The 20,630-nt window shown below is 67.2% G+C and carries 20 protein-coding genes; 10 read left to right on the top strand and 10 right to left on the bottom strand.

All coding sequences use genetic code 11. The annotated features are described in order from the left end of the window. Positions 1-162: 162 nt before the first annotated feature. On the bottom strand, positions 163-306 hold the full coding sequence (locus tag AGI3411_RS30180) for a YdcA family protein (protein WP_165359241.1): 144 nt from the start codon (positions 304-306) through the stop codon (positions 163-165). A gap of 81 nt (positions 307-387) precedes the next feature. Between AGI3411_RS30180 and AGI3411_RS30635 the strand changes: the two genes are divergently transcribed. Together AGI3411_RS30635 and AGI3411_RS22325 are read left to right on the top strand one after the other, a co-directional pair. Beyond that, positions 388-600, top strand: a complete 213-nt coding sequence (locus AGI3411_RS30635) for a DUF4287 domain-containing protein (protein ID WP_129529519.1) — start codon at positions 388-390, stop codon at positions 598-600. 33 nt (positions 601-633) lie between these two features. Continuing rightward, complete coding sequence (locus AGI3411_RS22325; protein WP_129529518.1) at positions 634-1,209, top strand: cysteine hydrolase family protein; 576 nt, start codon at positions 634-636, stop codon at positions 1,207-1,209. 49 nt (positions 1,210-1,258) lie between these two features. Here the strand turns inward: AGI3411_RS22325 and AGI3411_RS22320 are convergent, their stop codons facing one another. Next, positions 1,259-1,942, bottom strand: coding sequence for a GntR family transcriptional regulator (locus tag AGI3411_RS22320; protein WP_129529517.1), 684 nt, complete (start codon positions 1,940-1,942; stop codon positions 1,259-1,261). A gap of 11 nt (positions 1,943-1,953) precedes the next feature. After that, positions 1,954-3,729 carry an IlvD/Edd family dehydratase gene (locus AGI3411_RS22315; protein WP_129529516.1) on the bottom strand — a complete coding sequence of 592 codons (1,776 nt, stop codon included), beginning with the start codon at positions 3,727-3,729 and terminating at the stop codon, positions 1,954-1,956. Between the two features lie 219 nt (positions 3,730-3,948). Here AGI3411_RS22315 and AGI3411_RS22310 point away from each other — a divergent pair, with 219 nt between their 5' ends. Next, on the top strand, positions 3,949-4,944 hold the full coding sequence (locus tag AGI3411_RS22310) for a Bug family tripartite tricarboxylate transporter substrate binding protein (protein ID WP_129529515.1): 996 nt from the start codon (positions 3,949-3,951) through the stop codon (positions 4,942-4,944). Between the two features lie 294 nt (positions 4,945-5,238). Then, positions 5,239-7,236: a cyclic di-GMP phosphodiesterase gene (gene pdeR / locus AGI3411_RS22305; protein ID WP_129529514.1), complete on the top strand. Its 1,998-nt coding sequence runs from the start codon at positions 5,239-5,241 to the stop codon at positions 7,234-7,236. Between the two features lie 24 nt (positions 7,237-7,260). Here pdeR and AGI3411_RS22300 read toward each other — a convergent pair whose 3' ends face one another. Both AGI3411_RS22300 and AGI3411_RS22295 read right to left on the bottom strand, forming a co-directional pair. Then, a complete protein-coding gene (locus tag AGI3411_RS22300) occupies positions 7,261-8,145 on the bottom strand; it encodes a crotonase/enoyl-CoA hydratase family protein (protein ID WP_129529513.1) in 885 nt (294 codons plus the stop codon). A gap of 294 nt (positions 8,146-8,439) precedes the next feature. Further along, positions 8,440-9,183, bottom strand: a complete 744-nt coding sequence (locus tag AGI3411_RS22295; RefSeq protein ID WP_129529512.1) for an SDR family oxidoreductase — start codon at positions 9,181-9,183, stop codon at positions 8,440-8,442. Positions 9,184-9,298: 115 nt separating this feature from the next. Between AGI3411_RS22295 and AGI3411_RS22290 the strand changes: the two genes are divergently transcribed. Then, the gene (locus AGI3411_RS22290; protein WP_129529511.1) at positions 9,299-10,210 is read left to right on the top strand and encodes a LysR family transcriptional regulator; all 912 of its coding nucleotides are present in this window, start codon (positions 9,299-9,301) and stop codon (positions 10,208-10,210) included. On the opposite strand, the gene AGI3411_RS22285 is transcribed toward AGI3411_RS22290, so the two are convergent. From AGI3411_RS22285 to AGI3411_RS22270, 4 genes are all read right to left on the bottom strand, one after another. Next, entirely contained in the window at positions 10,189-11,580 is a 1,392-nt protein-coding gene (locus tag AGI3411_RS22285) for a GntP family permease (protein WP_129529510.1), read from the bottom strand. The two genes, AGI3411_RS22290 and AGI3411_RS22285, sit on opposite strands and share 22 nt — an antisense overlap. A gap of 96 nt (positions 11,581-11,676) precedes the next feature. After that, positions 11,677-12,486, bottom strand: coding sequence for an aminoglycoside phosphotransferase family protein (locus AGI3411_RS22280; RefSeq protein WP_129529509.1), 810 nt, complete (start codon positions 12,484-12,486; stop codon positions 11,677-11,679). A 60-nt stretch (positions 12,487-12,546) separates the two neighbouring features. After that, positions 12,547-13,803, bottom strand: coding sequence for an MCT family MFS transporter (locus tag AGI3411_RS22275; protein ID WP_129529508.1), 1,257 nt, complete (start codon positions 13,801-13,803; stop codon positions 12,547-12,549). Positions 13,804-13,813: 10 nt separating this feature from the next. Continuing rightward, entirely contained in the window at positions 13,814-15,244 is a 1,431-nt protein-coding gene (locus AGI3411_RS22270; RefSeq protein WP_129529507.1) for an amidase, read from the bottom strand. A gap of 118 nt (positions 15,245-15,362) precedes the next feature. On the opposite strand from AGI3411_RS22270, the gene gcvA reads away from it, so the two are divergent. Further along, the gene (gene gcvA / locus AGI3411_RS22265) at positions 15,363-16,259 is read left to right on the top strand and encodes a transcriptional regulator GcvA (protein ID WP_129529506.1); all 897 of its coding nucleotides are present in this window, start codon (positions 15,363-15,365) and stop codon (positions 16,257-16,259) included. On the opposite strand, the gene AGI3411_RS22260 is transcribed toward gcvA, so the two are convergent. Next, entirely contained in the window at positions 16,256-16,696 is a 441-nt protein-coding gene (locus AGI3411_RS22260) for an NUDIX hydrolase (protein WP_129529505.1), read from the bottom strand. The genes gcvA and AGI3411_RS22260 overlap by 4 nt on opposite strands. A gap of 140 nt (positions 16,697-16,836) precedes the next feature. On the opposite strand from AGI3411_RS22260, the gene AGI3411_RS22255 reads away from it, so the two are divergent. From AGI3411_RS22255 to AGI3411_RS22240, 4 genes are all read left to right on the top strand, one after another. Beyond that, positions 16,837-17,712 (top strand): LysR family transcriptional regulator, encoded by an 876-nt coding sequence (locus AGI3411_RS22255; protein WP_129529504.1) that lies wholly within the window; start codon positions 16,837-16,839, stop codon positions 17,710-17,712. A 143-nt stretch (positions 17,713-17,855) separates the two neighbouring features. Further along, positions 17,856-18,641: an aldolase gene (locus tag AGI3411_RS22250; RefSeq protein WP_129529503.1), complete on the top strand. Its 786-nt coding sequence runs from the start codon at positions 17,856-17,858 to the stop codon at positions 18,639-18,641. Positions 18,642-18,687: 46 nt separating this feature from the next. Then, positions 18,688-20,025: an MFS transporter gene (locus AGI3411_RS22245; protein ID WP_129529591.1), complete on the top strand. Its 1,338-nt coding sequence runs from the start codon at positions 18,688-18,690 to the stop codon at positions 20,023-20,025. Next, entirely contained in the window at positions 20,022-20,615 is a 594-nt protein-coding gene (locus AGI3411_RS22240) for a 2-hydroxychromene-2-carboxylate isomerase (protein ID WP_129529502.1), read from the top strand. Before AGI3411_RS22245 ends, AGI3411_RS22240 begins: the two co-directional genes overlap by 4 nt. The last annotated feature ends 15 nt before the right edge of the window (positions 20,616-20,630 follow it).

The raw sequence follows: 20,630 nt of genomic DNA, 5'->3' as shown, positions 1-20,630 counted from the left end.
TTGCCTCACAACTTTGAGGCGCCTGCATTTCTAAGTCAGAATGGGATCGCTTCTTAAACTATGAGCCAGCAAGTGAAGATAAAGATAGGTGTTCGATGTTTTGGAAAATGTGGTGAGACGAAGGGCGATGGCTCGAATCCGCCTTAAGGCATGCCATCGGCATCATTCATTTTCTAAGACAAGACTTCTTCCCATTTTCGGCATAGCAAAACGTTCCACGCCGCCTTTCTTGCCGGAACAGGGATAGTTCGTGGCATGGGCCGTTGCCATAAATGGCGCTGCCACCAGCAGCAGAACGAAACGCATCGCCACTCTCCGTTGAAAGTGGCCGAGTAATCGCCTTGCGCTGCCTGGGCTGTGCACGGCGGTTTTCCCCAATCACCAACTATGATTTTCGTTGCAGTATGCTGCGACAACCACGCGGGCTCGTTGGCGTGGCTTCCTCGCATCTGGATTCCAAATGATTGGCTTCAAGTCCTGGACTCCGTAAAGGACAAGAAGCATATGGAGCAAGTCGCGTTCTTGAAGGAGCAGCACGAGTTTGGCCACGGCCATGCCAATGCGCTTGTGGCGTTTTATCGGGCGCAGCAGGGGGCATAGCGCTCTATATCCACTCAACAACGGATCCCTTCCATGTCTCTCACGACGCTCACTCCCTCCAAGACCGCGCTGCTGGTGATGCATTACCAGACGGACATCATGGAGCTGTTTCCTTCCGTCGCTCCAACACTGCTTGCGAACACCCGCAAGCTCTGCGATGCGGCGCGGGACAAGGGCGTGGGGGTTTACTTCGCGCAGATCGGGTTCAGCGCGGGGTATCCGGAGGTAAGTCCGTTGAACAAGAACGGGCAGGGGATCAAGCAGCTGGGTTTGTTTGTGGGCGACAGGGTCGCGCCGGAGTTGGGGCGACGGAAGGACGAGCCTTTGATCCTGGCGCGGCGGGCCAGCGTGTTCTTCGGAACGGAGCTGGAGCTGCGCTTGTCGGCAGCGGGGGTGGATACGCTGTTGATGGTGGGGATTGCGTCGACGGGGGTGATGTTGTCGTCGATCGCTTATGCCAGCGATGCGGATTTCCGCTTGTTTACGGTGAAGGATTGCTGCTACGACCCGGACGAGGTGGTGCATGAACGCCTCTTCGCGACGGCGTTCGAATCGCGCACGACGGTGTTGTCGCTGGACGAAGCGCTGTCGTTGCTGGCGTCAGCCTAGCGGCCTGGCGATAAGCCTGTCGCCAGGCTGCCGCCCAGGTCGCCGGCCGTCATATGCCCGGCCGGGCCCGTTCGGACGCCAGGTAGGCGTCGCGCGAGGGCACCAGGTGGTTGCGGCAGACGGCCATCAGCGCGTCGCGGTCGCCGTCGCGCAGCGCGTGGATCAGGGCCCAGTGCTCCTGCCGGGACCGCTCGCGGTAGGCGGCGGAGGTCAGCGATCCGAAGCGGATGGGGTGCGTGCGGCGCGCGTATTCCTCGATGGCCTGGCCCAGCACCGCGTTATCCAGCAGGCTGAAGAACTCGTGGTGGAAGCGCTGGTTGCTGCGGAATACGCGGCGGGCGTCGCCGTCGGCCACCGCCGCGTCGTGTTCGCGCTGCACGGCTACCAGCGCCGTCAGCCGCGCCTGCGGCACGGGCAGGGGAATCAGGCTGGCAGCGTGGACTTCCAGCACCTCGCGCAGGGCATACAGCTCCATCACCTCGCGCGCCGAGAAGGCGCGCACGACGGCGCCCACGTTGCGCTTTTTCTCGACCGCGCCCAGCAGTTCCAGGTCGGCCAGGACCTGCCGCACGACGTGGCGCTTCATGGAGAAGCGCGCCATCAGGTCGTCTTCGGTCAGCCGTTCGCGCGGATGCAGCCGGCCGAAGACGATGTCTTCCTCCAGGGCCGCCACCGCGGCTTGCACGGCGTCGGGAGCCTGGGCCTGCAGGGCGTCGGACGTGATGGCGTTCATGGGGCGCAGGCCTATTTCTTCGGGACGGTGTCGCGCGTGACGCCGGCGCGCAGGAAGTCGAAATCGACGCCCTGGTCGGCCTGGGTCACCGATTGCAGGAACAGCTTGCGGTAGCCGCGGTCGGCGGCCGGGCGGCTGACGGGCTGGGCCGCGGCGCGACGGGCCAGTTCGGCCTCGTCCACCAGCAGCGAGATTTCGCGGCCGGCCACCGACAGGCGGATCCGGTCGCCATTTTGCACGTAGGCCAGCGGGCCGCCGATGGCGGCTTCGGGCGTGACGTGCAGCACGATGGTGCCGGCCGCGGTGCCGCTCATGCGGCCGTCGGAGATGCGCACCATGTCCTTCACGCCGGCGCGCGCCAGCTTCTTGGGAATCGGCATGTAGCCGGCCTCGGGCATGCCGGGGGCGCCGGTCGGGCCGATGCGCTTGAGCACCAGGATGTCGTCGGCGGCGACGTCGAGCGCGTCGTCGTCGATGCGGCGCGCCATGTCCTCGGCGTCTTCGAAGACCACGGCGCGGCCTTCGTGTTCCATCAGCGCGGCGTTGGCGGCGGACTGCTTGATGATGGCGCCGCCGGGCGCCAGGTTGCCGCGCAGCACGGCCAGGCCGCCCACGGGGTATATGGGCGACGCCGGCTTGCGGATGACCTCCTGCGGGAAGGCGGGAGGCGCGCCGTCGAGTTCTTCGCCGAGCGTGCGTCCGGATACCGTCAGCACGTCCAGGTGCAGGTAGGGGCGCAGTTCGCGCAGCAGCGCCGGCATGCCACCCGCGTCGTGGAAGTCTTCCATATAGTGCTGGCCGGAGGGCTTGAGGTCCACCAGCACCGGGGTCTCGCGGCTGATGCGGTCCAGGCCGGCCAGGTCGATGTCGATGCCCAGGCGGCCGGCGATGGCGGTCAGGTGGACGATGCCGTTGGTCGACCCGCCGATGGCAAGCAGCACGCGCAGCGCGTTCTCGATGGACTTGCCGGTCAGGATACGGTCCGGCGTCAGCCGCGAGGCGGCCATGGCCACCGCCGTGGCGCCGGTCTTTTCGGCGACGCGCACCCGGTCGGCGGTGACGGCGGGCGCGGAGGCGCCGCCCGCCACCATCATGCCGAGGGCTTCGGTGATGCAGGCCATGGTGCTGGCGGTGCCCATCACGGAACAGGTGCCGACGCTGGCCACCAGCTGGTTGTTGACGTCCGCGATCTCTTGCGCGTCGATCTCTTCGGCGCGGTAGCGGCCCCAGTAGCGGCGGCAGTCGGTGCAGGCGCCCACGCGCTCGCCGCGGTGCGAACCGGTGAGCATGGAACCCGTGACGAGCTGGATGGCGGGCACGCCGGCAGACGCGGCGCCCATTAACTGGGCGGGCACGGTCTTGTCGCAGCCGCCGATGAGCACCACGGCATCCATGGGCTGCGCGCGGATCATTTCCTCGGTGTCCATGGACATGAGGTTGCGCAGGTACATGCTGGTGGGCTGCGAGAAACTCTCATGCACCGAGATGGTGGGGAAGTCCATCGGCAGGCCGCCGGCCAGCATCACGCCGCGCTTGACGGCCTCGATCAACTGGGGAGCATTGCCGTGGCAGGGGTTGTAGCTGCTGCCCGTGTTGACGATGCCGATGATGGGGCGGGACAGCGCGTCGTCGGTGTAGCCCGCGCCCTTGATGAACGCCTTGCGCAGGAAGAGCGAAAAGCCGGTGTCGCCGTAGTTGGTGAGCCCGCGGGCCACGCCGCGCGAGGCCGTGCCCGCGCTGTCGAAAGGCCCCGGGGCCGGCTTGCCGTGCTTGGTCTCGTCCGTCATTTTCGCTCTCGATAATATTATTGATAATTTGATGGCAGCATCATAGCCACCCTTTGAAAGCGGCGGCAAGCGCTTTATATTCGACTATTTATTGATCTTTATTATCGATCAGTCGATAGAAAAATTCTGCTTCTTCAATCAAGTGAGTGATCCTACACTGGCGCCGTTGACGAGCCGGGCGTCCCCGCATTCCTATACTCATCCCGGCAGGAGACCTACATGTCAGACCTGCGTCTGCGGCCGCGCCGCGCTGTGCTGTTTTCCCTGCTGGCGCTGTGCGCCGGCGTTTCCGCCCCGGCGCTGGCCGCCGATGCCTACCCCGACAAGCCCATCCGCCTGATCGTTCCCTATCCGCCGGGCGGCGCGACCGACGTGATCGGCCGCGTGCTGGCGCAGGAGTTGACGGGCGCGCTGGGCCAGTCGGTGGTCGTGGAGAACCGCGCGGGCGCCGCCGGCAATATCGGCGCGGACCAGGTCGCGAAGGCGCCGGCCGACGGCTATACGCTGTTGATGGGCGCGCTGACCAGCCATTCCATCAACGCCGCGCTGTACCGGGGCCGCGTCACCTATGACGTGGAGAAGAGCTTCGCGCCGGTGTCCATCGTGGGCACGGTGCCGCTGGTGTTCGTGGTGAACCCGTCGGTGCAGGCGAAGACGCTGCCGGAGTTCATCGCGCTGGCCAAGTCCAAGCCCGGCTTCATCACCATGGCGTCGGCCGGCAACGGTTCGCCCCAGCATCTGGCCGGTGAAATGTTCAAGCGCACGGCGGGCGTGGATGTGCTGCACGTGCCTTACAAGGGCAGCGGCCCCGCCATGACCGACCTGATGGGCGGCCAGGTGCTCAGCATGATCGAAACCGTGCCGGCGGCCCAGGCCAACATCAAGGCGGGCAAGCTGCGGGCGCTGGCGGTGACCTCGCCGCAGCGCGTGGACGCGCTGCCGGACGTGCCCACCGCCGCCGAGGCCGGGCTGAAGGACTTCGAGGTGAGTTCGATGTTCGGCATCGTGGCGCCGGCCAATACGCCCGCTCCGGTCGTGGACCGCCTGAACGGCGAACTGAAGAAGATCCTGGCCAAGCCGGAAGTCAAGGCGTCGTTGCTGAACCAGGGCGCGATCGCCACCTGGACCACGCCCGCCGATGCCGGCGCCCGCGTGTCGGCCGAGGTGGCCCGCTGGACCAAGGTGATCGACGAGGCCGGCGTCAAGGGCGATTGATCGTCCGCCCGCTTCAAGGTTGCGCCGTTGCGTCATTCGCCGGAAGTTCCGCCAGGAATTTCCGGCGATGTCGCTTAAGGGCGGCCGAGGCGCGCGCGCAACAAGGCTTGCGTGAAAGTCCGGGAGTGCGCATCAAATCGATCACGGCCCCGAGGGTTTGCTGCGCCGCTCCGCCAGGCAGGTGCAATATTCCGCAATAAACGCATGGCGGCCCCATACAGGGAGGTTGACCCCGAATTAAGTAGGCCGTAATGTATTTTGCGGGCCATCCTAGGACGGCAGGGGGATACCACAATGACAGAGAACCAGGACGAAAGATCGATCCTGTACGCGCATTTCGGTACGAATAGCCCGTATTGGCGTCTGGCCGCCGATAGCGATGCATTCGAATTGGCTGCCGTAAAAGGCGCCGCCAACATCGCGACGGCGCTGCGGCCGGAACAGGCCGGGGCGATACGCGCGCTGACGGGCATTACTTCCAGCGTGCGCATCGACATCACGCTGTACGGCGACCTGTTGCGCCTCCACCTGGTGGGCCGCAAGATCAATCCCAACGAGTGGGCGGGCACCGCATCCGCGCATTCCGATACCGAATCCGTGGCCAAGGATCTGGTCGAGGGCCTGTCCTTCGCCGAGACGGTGGTGTCCGAGGCCAACTCGGTCATCGTCATCGTCGACCAGAACGGCCGCGTACAGCGCTTCAACAAGCTAAGCGAGGAATACACCGGCAAGCGCGAACAGGACATCGTCGGGCGCAGCGTCTTCGAGATGTTCATGACGCGCGAAGAGGCCGTCGCGTCGCGCCGCAATATCGCCGAGTTCTACAAGCGCGGCCAGTCCTACGAGGCCGAGCGGGTGATCAATACGGTCAAGGGCCCCCGGCTGTTCCTGTTCCGCAACAAGTTCGTCACCAGCGGCAGCGGTGAAAAACGCGTCTACCTGATCTGCTCGGGCACCGACATCACGGAAGAACGCCAGGCGCAGGAACGCCTGCGCGTGCTGGCCAATACCGACATGCTCACCAATCTGCCCAACCGCCACGCGATTACGACGCGGCTGAAGGCGGCGCTGGCGGCGGGCCAGGACGGGCGGGGCGGCGTGCTGTTCCTGGACCTGGACAATTTCAAGCGCATCAACGACCACTACGGCCACGGTTTCGGCGACCACCTGCTCAAGGCGGTGGCGGTGGCCATATCCGCCTGCCTGTCCGAAGGCCAGACGCTGGCGCGGCTGGGCGGCGACGAATTCATCGTCCTGCAGGAGTCGGCGCAGCCCTGGGAGCTCGAAGCCACCGCCCAGCGCATCATCGAGCGCCTGCGCGAACCTTTCCGCCAGGGGCTGATCGAGGTCTACACCAGCTGCTCCATCGGCATCGCCATGTACCCCGACCACGGCGCGGACCTGGACAGCGTGGTGCGCAGCGCCGATATTGCCATGTACGTGGCCAAGGAAGCCGGGCGGCACACGTATCGCGTCTTCCAGCCCGAGATGGACCGGCGCAACGCGGACTACGTCTGGCTGGACACCAATCTGCGCAAGGCCCTGGCCGAAGACCACCTGATGCTGTATTACCAGCCCAAGCTGGCCGGCCGCACCGGCGAGGTGGACGGCGTGGAAGCGCTGGTGCGCTGGCGCTCGCCCGAGCGCGGCATGGTCGGCCCGGACGCCTTCATCCCGTATGCCGAGGAATCGGGCCTGATCTCGCCGCTGGGCATATGGGTCATGCGCGAAGCCGCCCGGCAGGCGGCCGCCTGGAAGCGGGACGGCCTGAACATCCGGATCGCCATCAATATGTCGGCCCGCCAGTTGAACGACAAGGGCGTGGTCAGCGAATTCATGCGCGCGATCAGCGACGCCAACCTGGATCCCTGCCTGCTGGACATCGAACTTACCGAAAGCTGCCTGATCGACGACGAAGGCGCGGCCATCGAACTGATCAAGCAGTTCCGGCAGCTGGGCGCGCGCGTGCACCTGGACGACTTCGGCACGGGGTATTCCTCGCTATCGCAGCTTGCGCGCATTCCGTTGGACGCGATCAAGCTGGACGCCAGCTTCGTGCGCGGCGTGAATGAAAACCCGGTGTCGCAGGCGCTGGCGCGCGCCATCGTCGCGGTGGCGCGCACGCTGGAACTGAAGGTGATCGCCGAAGGCGTGGAAACGACGGAAGAAGCCGTGTTCGTGGATACGCTGGGCGTGGACGCCAAGCAGGGTTACCTCTACGCCAAGCCCATGCCGGCGGCGGAGTTCACCGCCTGGCTGACCCAGCGCCGCCGGCTGCATCTGATCGCCTGAAGCAGCCGGCATCGCACCGGGGGATCAGTGCATGGTGGCGTCCAGCGCGGCGTCGGCCGTGACGGCGCTACGGCGGTTCTGCGCGAGCACCAGGCGCTCCATGTAGGCGCGGTCCTTGGGGTCGATCGAGAACGCGGCCTCCACCCAATCCTCGGTGATGTCCATCAGCTCGGAGCGCGGCAGAGTCAGCACGCGCTGGCGGGCGCGCAGCATGGCGCGCATGCCGTTGAGCTTGGGCCGCATCACGTCGATGAAGGTGCGCGTGGCCTTGTAGGCCTCGCCCGGTTCGAACAGCACGTCCACTAGGCCCCTGGCGTGGAACCATTCGGCGGTATGGGATTCGCCCGTGCCGATCAGTTCTTCCGCCAGCTTCATGCCCGAACGCCGGGCCACCAGCGAATAGCCGCCCATGCCCGGGAACAGGTTGAACGCAATTTCCGGGAAGCCCATGCGGGCAGTGTTCTGAGCCAGCACGAAGTGATGGGCCAGCGCGGCTTCGAAGCCGCCGCCCAGCGCCGAGCCTTCGATCATCGCGAGCGAGATCGCGCCGGTGTCGAAACCGCGCGTGGCGGCATGCACGCAATCCACGCAGGCCCTCGCATAGGCCCGCAAGGCCTCGCGCTTGCCGGTGCGGATGGCTTCGGCGAAGAAGTTGAGATCGCCGCCGACGTTGTAGATCTGCGGAACCAGCGAGCCCGTGACCCAGAAGTCGATGGGCAGGCCGGAGTCCTTGGCGGCGCGCGCCAGGTTCATGATTTCGTCTATCAGTTCATGGTTAAAGCATGGGCGAGGCTGCGCCCGGAGCATCATCCACATGACTCGACGTCCCTCCTCGTAAAACGCGGAAATCTGCTTCAGATTGCCCGCTGCGGTGAAGGGGTGGCAGTCCGGATGAATGAGTTGATTCATTTGCTTTCGTCCAATCGATCAAGGTGAGTCGGAGTACTGCGGAAGTCAGCCTAATACAGACTTTCCGCCCTCCGTCTCATGCAAACCTCATGCGACTGGCCAGACTTGTCCGTAAGTCAAAGGCCCGAGTGATCGTTGGAGAAAAACGCCCAGCGCCAGAATCCGCTCAACCCATCAGCCGAGGCGCGCATGGGTAGAACGGATGAGTGGACAAGCAAATTCGCGGCTATCCGGGCGATGCGCCGCGCGTCCGCCGAAGCGGACGGACTCATGCGTAGGGAGGAGAGAGCGCGCTCAGGCGATGCCGCCGTTGGCGCGCAGAACCTGGCCGTTGACCCAGCCGGCGTCGGGGCCCGCCAGGAACGACACCACGCCTGAGATATCGTCGGGCTGGCCCAGGCGCTCCAGGGGTGGCATCTTGGCGTAGTGCTCGATCAGCTCGGCGCTTTTGCCCTTCATGAACAGTTCCGTGGCGACGGGGCCGGGAGCCACCGCGTTGACGGTGATTCGGCGCCCGCGCAATTCCTTGGCGAACACCTGGGTCAGGCTTTCCACCGCGGCCTTGCTGGCGATGTAGACGGAATAGCCGGGCAGGTTGAGCACCACCGTGGTGCTGGACACGTTGACGATGGCGCCGCCGTCGGCCAGGCGGGCGGCCGCCTCGCGCAGCGTGTTGAAAGTGCCGCGCGTGTTGATGGCGAATGTCCGCTCGAACAGTTCGTCGCTGGTCTCAGCCAGCGGCTTGATTTCGAGAATGCCGGCGCTATTGACCAGCACGTCGATGCGGCCCAGCTCCGATTCCACCTGGCCGAACATGGCGCGCACGTCCTCGGCCCGCGACACGTCGGCGCGCACCGCGGCCGCGCGGCCGCCTGCCTGTTGGATGTCGCGCACCAGCGCGTCGGCTTCCGCCGCGCTGGAGGCATAGTTGATGGCGACGGCGAAACCGTCGCGGGCCAGCCGGCGCGCGATGGCGGCGCCGATGCCGCGCGATCCGCCGGTGACCAGGGCAATACGTTGCTGGGCTTGGGTGCTCATGGCGTTTCTCCAGTGTGTGAGGGGATGAGCCGCATCATGAACTATTCCAGACAGAAGATAATTACTCTATATTCGCTAACATAATTTCATTTGAATTAATAATGGACGACACACCATGGACCGTTTCCAGGAAATGCGGGTGTTCGTGCGCATCGCCGAGCGGGGCAGCTTTTCCAAGGCCGCCGAGGATCTGCAGATTCCCCGTCCCACGGTGACCAACCTGATCAAGCGGATGGAGGCGCGGCTGGGCGCCAGGCTGCTCGAGCGCACCACTCGCCAGGTGCGGCTGACGCATGACGGCGAGGCCCACTATCGCCGTTGCGTCCGGCTGCTGGCGGACCTGGAAGAGGCCGACGGCGCATTCCTGGACACGGCGCCCAAGGGGTTGTTGCGCGTCAATGCGCAGGGCACCCTGGCCAGGTTCTTCGTGATGCCGGGCCTGCCCGGTTTCCTCGAGCGCTATCCCGACATCGTGCTGCACCTGGGCGAGGACGACCGCCTGGTGGACCTGGTGCGCGAAGGCGTGGATTGCGTGCTGCGCACGGGGTCTCTGCAGGACTCATCGCTGGTGGGGCGGCAGATCGCGCTGATGCCGCAGGTGACTGTCGCAAGCCCGGCCTACCTGGCGCGCCGTGGCGAGCCCAGGCGCCTGGAAGACCTGGAGGAACATTGCGCGGTGGACTACCTGTCCAGCGCGACGGGGCGCAGCCTGCCCCTGGATTTCATGGTGGAGGGGCGCAATGTGCAGGTCCGGCCGCGAGCCGTGGTCAGCGTCACGGGGGCCGAACTCTATACGGGCGCGGCGCTGGCGGGGTTGGGGCTGGTCCAGGTGCCGCGCTACCGCATCGAACGCGAACTGGCGGCAGGCGAACTCAAGATCGTGCTGCCCGCCACGCCGCCCGCGCCCATGCCCGTGTCGGTGCTGTACCCGCAGAACCGCCAGGTGTCCGCCAGGGTGCGGGTCTTCACGCAGTGGCTGGCGGAGGTGATTGCCCCCGCCTTCGCTCAAACGATCCCCGTGAGGTAGTACACGGCGATCGCCAGGAAGACCGACAAGGTGGAGATCATGGTGATGGCGAAGATATCGCCGTAGGACTGGCGGTGCGTAAGGCCGGTCACCGCCAGCAAGGTGATCACCGCGCCGTTGTGGGGCAGCGTGTCCATGCCGCCGCTGGCCATGGCGGCGATCCGGTGCAGCACTTCCATCGGGATGCCCGCCGCGTTGGCGCTGTCGATGAAGGTCTGCGCCATGGCGGCCAGCGCAATGCTCATGCCGCCCGAGGCCGAACCGGTGATGCCGGCCAGCGAGGTCACGGCCACCGCCTCGCCCACCAGCGGGTCGGGAATGGCCTTGAGCGCATCGGCCACCAGCAGGAAGCCCGGCAGCGCGGCGATCACGCCGCCGAAGCCATACTCGGCGGCGGTGTTCATGGAGGCCAGCAGGGCGCCCGACACCGCGCTCTTGCTGCCTTCGGCGAAGTGCGCCTTGATGGCCCGGAAGGAGAACAGCAGGATGGTGACGATGCCTGCGATCAGCGCGCCCATGACCGCCCACAAGGCCACCTGGTCCTCGGCGTTGACGGGCATGGGCTTGGGCAGGCCGGGCAGCGCCACTTCGGAACCGGCCGGATACCAGCCCGGAATCCAGCGCGTCAGCAGGTAGTTGGCCACGCCCACCACGACCAGCGGCAGCAGCGCGATCAGCGGGTGATGGTTGCGTTCGCCCGGCGGCGTCGCGGGTTCGTTGCGCAGGTCGGTGCCATAGGTCTCGCCAGCCGCCGCCCGCTTGCGCCGCCATTCGAGGTAAGAGACGCCGGCCGTCAGCGTGAACGCGGCGCCGATCAGGCCCAGCCATGGCGCGGCCCAGGTGGTGGTCTCGAAGAATGTGGTGGGGATGATGTTCTGGATCTGCGGGGTGCCGGGCAAGGCCGTCATCGTGAAGGTGAACGCGCCCAGGGCGATCGCGCCGGGCATCAACCGCTTCGGAATGCCGCCCTGGCGGAACATCTCGGCGGCGAAGGGATAGACCGCGAACACGACGACGAAGAGCGATACGCCGCCGTAGGTCAGCACCGCGCAGACCAGCACGATGGCCATGATGGCGCGTTCGGCGCCGATCAGGCGCAGCACCGCCTGCACGATGGCGCGCGAAAAACCCGACAGCTCGATGAGCTTGCCGAACACCGCGCCCAGCAGGAAGACGGGGAAGTAGAGCTTGGCGAAACCCGCCATGCGTTCCATGAAGATGCCCGAGAACACGGGCGCCAGCGCCGATGGGTCCGTCAATAACACCGCGCCCATGGCCGCGATGGGCGCGCACAGAATCACGCTATAGCCTCGATACGCCGCCAGCATCAGAAACGCCAGCGCCGCCACCACGATGAACAATCCGGTCATTCGGTACTCCGGGAATGAAGCGATAAGGGGTGAGGGGCTCCACCTTACCGCATCAAGCCGGCGCCTTCGTCGCGCGAGGCCGGGTGCCGGAGCGCGTCAATGGTCGAGCAGCGCCTGGGCCTGGGCGGCGATGTTCAGGTCGATCGAAGCGTCGTCGCCGTCGTCCAGGAACCATGCGGCCGACAGTCCGCACCAGGCGACCACCCATTGCAGCAGCCGGCGGCGGTCCAGGCCCGATTGCGCGACGACGATGTCCAGCCGCCTTTCGAAGCGCCCGGGCACGATGGATACGGGCGGAACGGGATCCGACAGGTCGGGGTTGCAGAAGAGGTTGGCGTAGTCGAAGGCGCGTTCGCCGTAGAGGCGCTTGGGATCGATGACCAGCCAGCCGCGCTCGCCGAAGTCCAGGACATTGTCGTGGTGCATGTCACCATGCAGCACCACCTGGTCCTGCTGGTTGTCGAGCAAGGCGCGGGCATGGCGGGCGCTGTGCGCCAGGATGCCGCCGTGGGTCTGGACGGCGGGCCACAAATCCGTAAACCAGCTTTCCAGCGGGCGCAGCTCGGGCAAAGGCTTGGCGCGCGGGGCGTGCAGATCCTTCAGCACGCCGCAGAGGATGCGGGTGGCTTCGTCGTCGCGGCCGTTGCGGGCGTATCCGGCCAGCGACCGCGTGCCGGTGGCCCGTTCCAGCAGGATGGCGTCGCTGTCGTGGGCCAGCACCCGCGCGGCGCCGTGGCCGCCCCACCAGCGCATCAGCACGCCGCCTTGCCTTTCGTCTTCTTCGTGCGAAACCTTGAGCATGGCGGGCAGGCCCGCGTGGCGTACCGGCAGCAGCCGCGCCGCGTGCGTGACGATGGGCGCGCCGTCGGGCACGAGTTCCCAGCGGGAGAGATAGGCGTCGAACATGGCATTGGTTGGAGTCCGGAAGGGATGTCTATAGTAGGGCCAATGCGCGAGGGCGGAGCGCTAGCGGTTGCGCTGGCGCGGTAGCAGGCCGGTGATTGCCGCCGCCAGCAGGTTGGCCGCGGCGCTGGCGGCAATGGGCAGCGCATAGGTGCCGCGCAAGTCATAGGCGTAGCCGGCCGCGACCGGGCCGATCAGGGTGCCGAACGCCACGCTGGTGTAGAGCACGCCGATGATGCTGCTGATATGGCGGCCGCCGAAGCGGTCCATGACGACGGCGGGCAGCAGCGCGACCCAGCCGCCGTAACAGACGCCAAACGCGAGGGCGAATAACGCAAGCGTCCAGAACTGGCCGCAGGCGCCCCACAGCGCCAGCGCCGCCGCCATGCCAACGTACATGGCGGCCAGGGATGCGCGCCGGCCCAGGCGGTCGGCCAGCGCGCCGACCAGATAGCGGCCCGCCGTGCTGCCTACGCCGATCGCGCCAAGGAGCAGCGCGGCCAGTCCGGGCCTGATGCCATGGTCCAGGGCATAAGGGACCAGGTGCACGAAGGGCACGAAGACGCCGAATGCGCTGGCCAGGCAGCCCAGGTACAGCAGCGCAAAAGCCCTGCTGCGGATCGCCGCGGACGCAGGCAGGTCCGCCGGTTGGGGGCGGGACTCGGCCGAGGCGGGCGCTGCCCCGCGCGCGCCATCGGGAAGCAGGCCGCGATCCTGGGGCGCGTTTTCTACCCACCGCGCCGCCGCGCTGCCGATGACGGCCACGCCGGCGGCCAGGATCAGATAGGCGGCGCGCCATCCCCAGGCGTCGATGAGCGCGGACGCCAGCGGAGGCACGAGCAGCGTGCCCACCCCGATGCCGCTGACCGCCAGCCCGGAAGCCATTGCGCGCCGGCGGTCGAACCAGCGCTGCACCGCGCCGACCACCGGCACATAGGAGCATCCGATGCCCAGCCCCACACCCAGGCCGTACGCCAGATAGATCTGCGTCATGTTCTGCGCTGCGCTCGCCAGCGCCAGGCCGGACGTCAGCAGCAGCATCCCCGTCAACGCCAGCCGGCGGGACCCGTAGCGGTCCGCCAAGGGTCCGCTGACCGCGCCGAAACCGAAGTAGAGAAACCCTGCCAGCGAGAACACCAGCGATACCGCGCCGCGCGTGGCGGAGAAGTCGCGCTGCAGGGCTTCGACGAAGGTGCTGAAGGCGTACGCGCTGCCGAACCCCAGCAAGGTAATGAGGAAGGCGGCGGCCACGACCAGCCATCCATGGAAGATGCCGTCTGCGCAGACGCCGGCACGGAGGGGGTGGGAGGGTATCGTCATGCCGTGCTCCTCAAGGAAGGGGGCGGCGCAGGTGCCATTGCGTCGCCGTCTGGAAGGCGGCGCCAAGCTGCAATAGCGTCGCCTCGTCCAGCCTGGCGGCCACCAGCTGAATGCCCATCGGCATGCCTGCGCCGCATTGGCCGGCGGGCAGCGTCAGGCAGGGGTGGCCCGTCATGTCGAACAGGCAGGTGTAGCGTTGCAGCGCGGCGACCAGCCCGGGTTGCGTGCCCAGGGTGCTGATGGCGTGCAGCGTGAGCGGGGCCATCGGCTGCACCGGCGTGAGCAGGGCATCGATCCCGGTGAAGAGGGCGTCCACCTTGCCGCGCAAGGCCATGCGGCGCAACAGGATGCGCTGATAGTCCGGGCCGGATAGCGCGCGTCCCGATTCGAGTACTGCCGCAAGGACCGGGCCGTACGCGTTGCCGCGCGAGGGGTAGGTGCCGGCGTGCGCCACGGCCGCCTCCACCGCGCAGTGCGGCGCCCAGTCGCGGACGGCCTGCTCGCCATCCGCCGCCGGAAACCGCAGCGGCACCAGCGTTGCGCCCAGATCCTGGAACACGTGCGCCGCGGCGGCGAGCATCGCTTGCGTGCAGGGATCGGCGCCGTCGCCGTTCCAGTCCGCGTCCACGCCGATCCGCAGCCCCGCTACCGGCGCGGCGGCCAGCCGCGTGTAGTCCGGCACCGGCGCCTGCAGCGCGGTGGGGTCCAGAGGATCTGGGCCGGCGATCGCTTCGAGCAGGATGGCGGCATCCCGCGCGCTGCGGGCAATGACGCCCATGTGGTCCAGCGAGGCGGCCAGTTCGAACGTGCCGTGGCGGCTGACGCGGCCCCAGGTCGGCTTGATGCCGGTCAGCCCGGTCGCGGCGCAGGGCCACCGGATGGAGCCGCCGGTGTCCGAGGCCGTTGCGCCGAAGCAGAGGCCCGCCGCGGTGGCTACCGCTGATCCGCTGGATGAAATGCCGGTCCAGTAGCCGGCGTTCCAGGGGTTGCGCGGCGCGTCGATATCGGGGTGGTGATCCGAATAGGCGCCCTCGCTCATCTGCAATTGCCCCAGCAACACGGCGCCCGCCTTGCGCAGGCGGCGGACGACGGTGGCGTCATGGTCTGCCGGCACGCCGCGGTGGAGGGCGGTGCCCGCCGCCGTCGGCACGCCCTTGCGCCGGAACAGGTCTTTCAGTGCGAGGGGCACGCCATGCAGCGGGCCCCGGTAGCGGCCGCCGCGGATCTCGGCCGCGGCGGTTTCGGCCTCGCGCAGCGCCGACGCCGCCGTCACGCAGGCATAGCTGCGCAAGGCGCCATCCAGTTCGTCGATCCGCTGCAACTGGGCTTGCGCGATCTCGACGGGCGAGACGTCGCCGGCCCGGATCAAGGCGGCCAGCGCGGTCAGGTCCAGGTGATGGAATGGGGCGGTCGCTGCGGGGTTCTGCTTGATGTTTTCCATGTAGTTAATCTATTCTTTATCGATCTTGTATCGGCTGGAAGGAATACAAGTTAAATCGCCGAAATGGCCTGGACAAGCCATTGTTTCTATGCAATTTACGTTAGAAAAACTAATCTGAATGCCTGCGCCCAGACTACCGCCGCTCAATGCCTTGCGCGCTTTCGAAGCCGCGGCCCGCCACTTGTCGGTGAAGGCCGCCGCGCAGGAACTGTGCGTGACGCCTGGCGCGGTCAGCCAGATGATCAAGACGCTGGAACAGCACTTGGGCGTGGCGCTCTTCCTGCGCGTGAACCGCGGCATTCAGCTGACGGATGCGGGCCACGGCTATCTGCCGCCCGTGCGCAACGCGTTCCGGCAGATCCTTGCCGCCTCCGCGCGCGTGGCCCAGCCCCCGGAAAGCCGGGTGCTCGTCGTCAGCACGACCGCGTTCTTCGCATCGGCCTGGCTGATCCCCCGGCTGGCCGATTTCCACGCCCGCCATCCCGGGATCGACCTGCAGATCGTCACCAGCAATGCCCTGACGGCGTTCGGCCGCGACGGCGCGGACATCGCGATTCGCCATGGGCTGGGCCGGTATCCAGGATTGCGGAGCGAACATCTGTTGACGGTGGAAGTCGTGCCGGTCGCTTCGGCTGAGCTCGCGGCCCGGATGGGCGCGCCGCGGAGCGCCCGGGACTTGCTGGACTGGCCGCGCGTGCACGACGAAACGCGCAATGGCTGGCAGCTCTGGTTCGCGGCGCAGGGCATCGAAGACGCGGGTCTGCCGAGAGGGCCGGCGTTCGACGATGGCGGCCTGCTGTTGAAGGCGGTTGCCGCGGGGCAGGGCGCGGGCCTGTTGCCTGCCGCCATGGTCGCCGACGAGCTGGCGGCAGGCCGGCTCGTGCGCCTGGCGGACGACGCCAGGCTGGAGGAGTTCGCGTACTACCTCGTATGGCCCGGCAGGGCCGCGATGCCGGAAAAGGCGCGCGCATTCCGGGACTGGTTGAGCGCGTCCGGCGCGGGCGCCGGAGGTTAAGGCGCGGCGGACAGCGCCGCCGCCTTGTGCGCCAATTCCGCCACGCCGAAGCTCGTCGCCAGCGCGTGGTTGCCCAGGTCCGCCAGCGGCACCCAGCGCGCATCGCTGGCGTCGTCGCCCGCGACGGGTTCGCCGGACTGCCAGCGGCACAGCACCGCGACCAGGATGAAATGGCGGCGCAGGGCGCCCGCCTCGTCGCGGTCGAAGACGTCCACGGCGTCGAACACCTGCAGCGGTTCGGCGCGCACGCCGGTTTCTTCCAGCAGTTCGCGCGCCACGGCGGTTTCAAGGCGCTCGCCCGCGTCGATCTTGCCGCCGGGAAACGCCCAGCAGCCCGCATCCGGTGGATTGGCGCGGCGCACCAGCAGCACATGGCCGTCGCGGACCACGGCGGCAATCGTGGCGGGGATGGGGCGCTGGGGCGAGGGGGCGGTCATGCGTGTCTCCGGGTGGGGCAAGCCCTAGCGTACGCCATGCCCGCCTTAGCGCAAATCCCCGTAGTGTCCGGCCCCGTCCCTGGTGCACACTGTCAGCCGCGCCGACACGCGCGCATCAGATAAAAAGGGGCGGGGGCAGTATGGACACACCGGACCGGCAGTTGCGCTATTTCCTGCGCATCGCGGAACTGAAATCGCTGTCGCGGGCGGCCGAGGACCTGGACCAGACGCAATCCGGGCTGAGCCGGCAGTTGGCGGCGCTGGAAACCTATGTGGGCAAGCCGCTCTTCATCCGCACGGGCCGGGGCGTGGAGCTGACCGAGGCCGGCGCGCGCCTGCTGGACGGCATCCAGCCGGCCTATGGCAACATCGACCGCGTGCTGGAGTCCGTGCGCCAGCGCGAAGGCGTGACGCAGGGAACCGTCAGGCTGGCCACCGTGCACACGCTTAGCTACTACTTCATGGCGGAGGTGGTGGCCAGTTTCGTCAGCAGCCACGAACACGTGAACCTGTCGGTCATGGGCCGCAGCTCGCCGGAAGTGGTGGCGCTGGTGGAAAGCGGCAAGGCGGACGTGGGCTTCGTCTACGATTCGGCGGTCGCCTCCGACAACCTCGCGTCGACCACGCTGTTCGACGACGATATGTGCCTCATCGTGTTGGCAGGCCAGCCGCTGATGGACAACGTGGACCTGGCCGGCATGAACCTGCGGCTGGTGGGTTTTCCGCCGCACTACGCGCTGCGCAAGATGATCCACAGCGCGGGCCTGGAGCCGGAATTCGTGGCCGAGGCCGAAACCATCGACGCCATGCTGAAGCTGGTGTCCTCGGGGGTGGGGGCCTGTATCCTGCCGTCCCGCATTCCCGACAAGCTGCTCAACGACTACGGCCTGCGCAAGATCCGCGTCCACAGCCCGATCCTGCGGCGGCGCGTGGTCGCGATTACTCTGGCCCACCGCCAGCCCTTGCCGCTGGTGGGCGAATTGCTGGCCAGCGCGCACCGCATCGCTCGGCAATAACCCTTACTTCCCCCTTGGCGCCGCCTGCTGAATAGCAGCTATGAGCCTGGCTGCATGGCTTGATCGCGCCGCGCTTTCCATACTGTCCGAACTTCGCGCGGCGCCCGCCGGCGTCGATGGCGAAGGGATAAACAGGGGAAGATATGAGCACCGCATTACGAGAGAAATCCTACTTCGATACACGCGCCACGCAGGAAATGGCGCGCCATCTGCACGCCGTGCCGCGCAGCATCCAGGACACCATGGCCTACGCCTGCCGCATTCTGGCCATGACCGAGCAGGAGGCCGGCCTGGCCGGACAGATCAGCATGCGTTCGCAGCGGCCAGGCGCCTACTGGACGCTGCGGTTCGGCCTGGGCTTCGACGAGGCCACGCCGGCGGACTTCATCGAAGTGGACCGCGACCTGCATACGCTGACGGGAGAGGGCATGGCCAATCCGGCCACGCGCTTTCACCTGTGGGTCTATGAGGCGCGGCCGGACGTGCACGCCATCATCCACACCCATTCGCCATGGGCGTCCGCGCTGGCCGCGGCCCGCCAGCCGCTGGTGATCTCCCAGATGGACATGACGCCGCTGCATGACGACTGCGCCTTCCTGGGCGAATGGCCGGGCGTGCCGATCGCGGACCAGGAAGGCCTGATCATTTCCGAGGCGCTCGGCGGCAAGCGCGCCATCATCCTGGCCCATCACGGCTACCTGACGGCGGGCAGGTCCTGCGAAGAGGCGACCTACCTATCGGTGTACCTGGAACGCGCGGCGCGCATGCAGATCCGCGCGCAGGCGTTCGGGCCGCTGACGCCCGTGGACGACGCGCTGGCGCGCGAGGCGCACGACTATCTGCTCAAGCCCTCGATCGTCAACGCGACGTTCAACTACTGGGCCCGGCAGACGCATGGCGTTGCGCCCTTGCCGCTGCCTGCCGCCTGACGCCGCGCCGCGGCCTTCCTCCAGACTTTTTTTTTGGGGAGTCATGATGATGACGACCAAGCCTGCGGCTGCGCGCTCGCGCCGCGAATACGTGACGGCTGGACTGGCCAGCATGATGGGCACCACGATCGAGTGGTATGACTTTTTCCTTTACGGCACCGCCGCCGCGCTGATCTTCAACAAGATCTTCTTTCCATCCTTCGATCCGTTGACGGGCACGCTGGCAGCGTTCGCGACCTATTCGGTGGGCTTTTTCGCGCGGCCGCTGGGCGGCGTGATATTCGGCCACTACGGCGACAAGATCGGCCGCAAATCCATGCTGCTGATCACGCTGCTGCTGATGGGCGTGCCCACCATCCTGATCGGGCTGATTCCTTCCTACGAGCAGATCGGCTACTGGGCGGCGGTGCTGCTGGTGCTGATGCGTTTCCTGCAAGGCATCGCGGTCGGCGGCGAATGGGGCGGAGCGGTGCTGATGGCGGTGGAGCACGCGCCGGACGGCAAGAAGGGCTTCTTCGGCAGCCTGCCGCAGGCCGGCGTGGCGCCGGGCCTGATCCTGTCGTCCCTGGCGATGGGCGCCGTCGCCTCCTTGCCGGAAGCCGACATGCTGGCCTGGGGCTGGCGCCTGCCGTTCCTGGCCAGCGTGGTGTTGCTCCTGGTGGGCTGGTTCATCCGCGTGAAAGTGGCCGAATCGCCGGACTTCGAGCAGATGCGGGAGAAGGGCGCCAAGGTCGAGGTGCCGGTGGCCGAGGTGCTGAAGAAGCACCGGCGCGCCCTGCTGGTCGTGGTGGGCGCGCGGCTGGCGGAGGTGACGTGGTTCTATACCGTGGTGACCTTTTCGCTGGCCTATGCGACGGGCACGCTGGGCATCCCACGTTCGGTCATGCTGGACGCCACGATCTGGGGCGCCGCGCTCGCGCTCTTCACCATGCCGTTGTTCGGCATGCTGGGCGACCGGATCGGCCACAAGTGGGTATTCATGGCCGGCGCGGTGGGCATCCTGGCGTGCGCGCCGCTCTTTTTCCAGTGGCTGGGCACGGGCGACAAAACCTGGATCATCGCGGCGGTCTGCCTTGCGGTCGGCCTGGTCTACGCCTGCCTGTACGGACCGGAAGGCACGCTGTTCTCCAGCCAGTTCCCGGCGCACGTGCGGTACACGGGCATTTCGCTGGCGGTGCAGGTCTCCGGCGCCATCGGCGGCGGGCTGGCGCCCATCGTCGCGACCTGGCTCCTGGCCAAGGGCGGCGGCGATCCGAAGTACGTAGTCTGGTACCTGAGCATCCTGGGCGTCGTGGCTTTGTACAGCGCCTGGCGCATGCGTAGCGAGGAAGCGGCCTCGCCCGCGATACGCGTGCCGTCGGCCTCCGGCCTGAGGACGCCATGAAGACCATCGACTATTACTTTTGGATGAACTCTGATTGGGCGTACCTGGGCGCCGACCGCCTGGAAGCGCTGGCCGAGCGCCAGGGCGCGGCGATCCGTTATCTGCCGGTGGACCTGCCAGACGTCTACGCCCGCACTGGAGGGATTCTGCTGGGCCGGCGTTCGCCCGAGCGCCAGGCCTACCGGGTGGCGGAACTGGCGCGCTGGTGCCGCAAGCTGGGCATCCACGTCAATCCGCAGCCGGCGCATATGTGCCCGGACGCCGGCCTTGCATCGCGCCTCGTCATCGCGGCCGATCTCGCCGGCCTGCCGGTGGCGGCGCTGTACAAGGCCATCCTGAAAGCGGAGTGGTGCGACGAGCAGGACATCTCCGACGAGGCCACGCTGCGCGCCATTTTGCAGCGCCAGGGGCTGGACGCCCCGGCGCTGCTGGCCGCCGCGGCCGAACCCGGTGTCGAGGCCCGCTATCGGCGGAACACGGCCGAGGCGGTCAAGGCGGGCGTATTCGGCTCGCCCGCCTATGTCTATCGGGGGGAAGTGTTCTGGGGCCAGGACCGGCTGGACATGCTGGAGGAGGCGGTCGCGGCGTAGGCGCGCGGGGCCGGC

Source organism: Achromobacter agilis (genome assembly GCF_900496965.1).
GTDB lineage: Bacteria > Pseudomonadota > Gammaproteobacteria > Burkholderiales > Burkholderiaceae_B > Achromobacter > Achromobacter agilis.
Note: the sequence above shows the minus strand (reverse complement) of the source record. Positions and strands in the feature narration are given on the sequence as shown.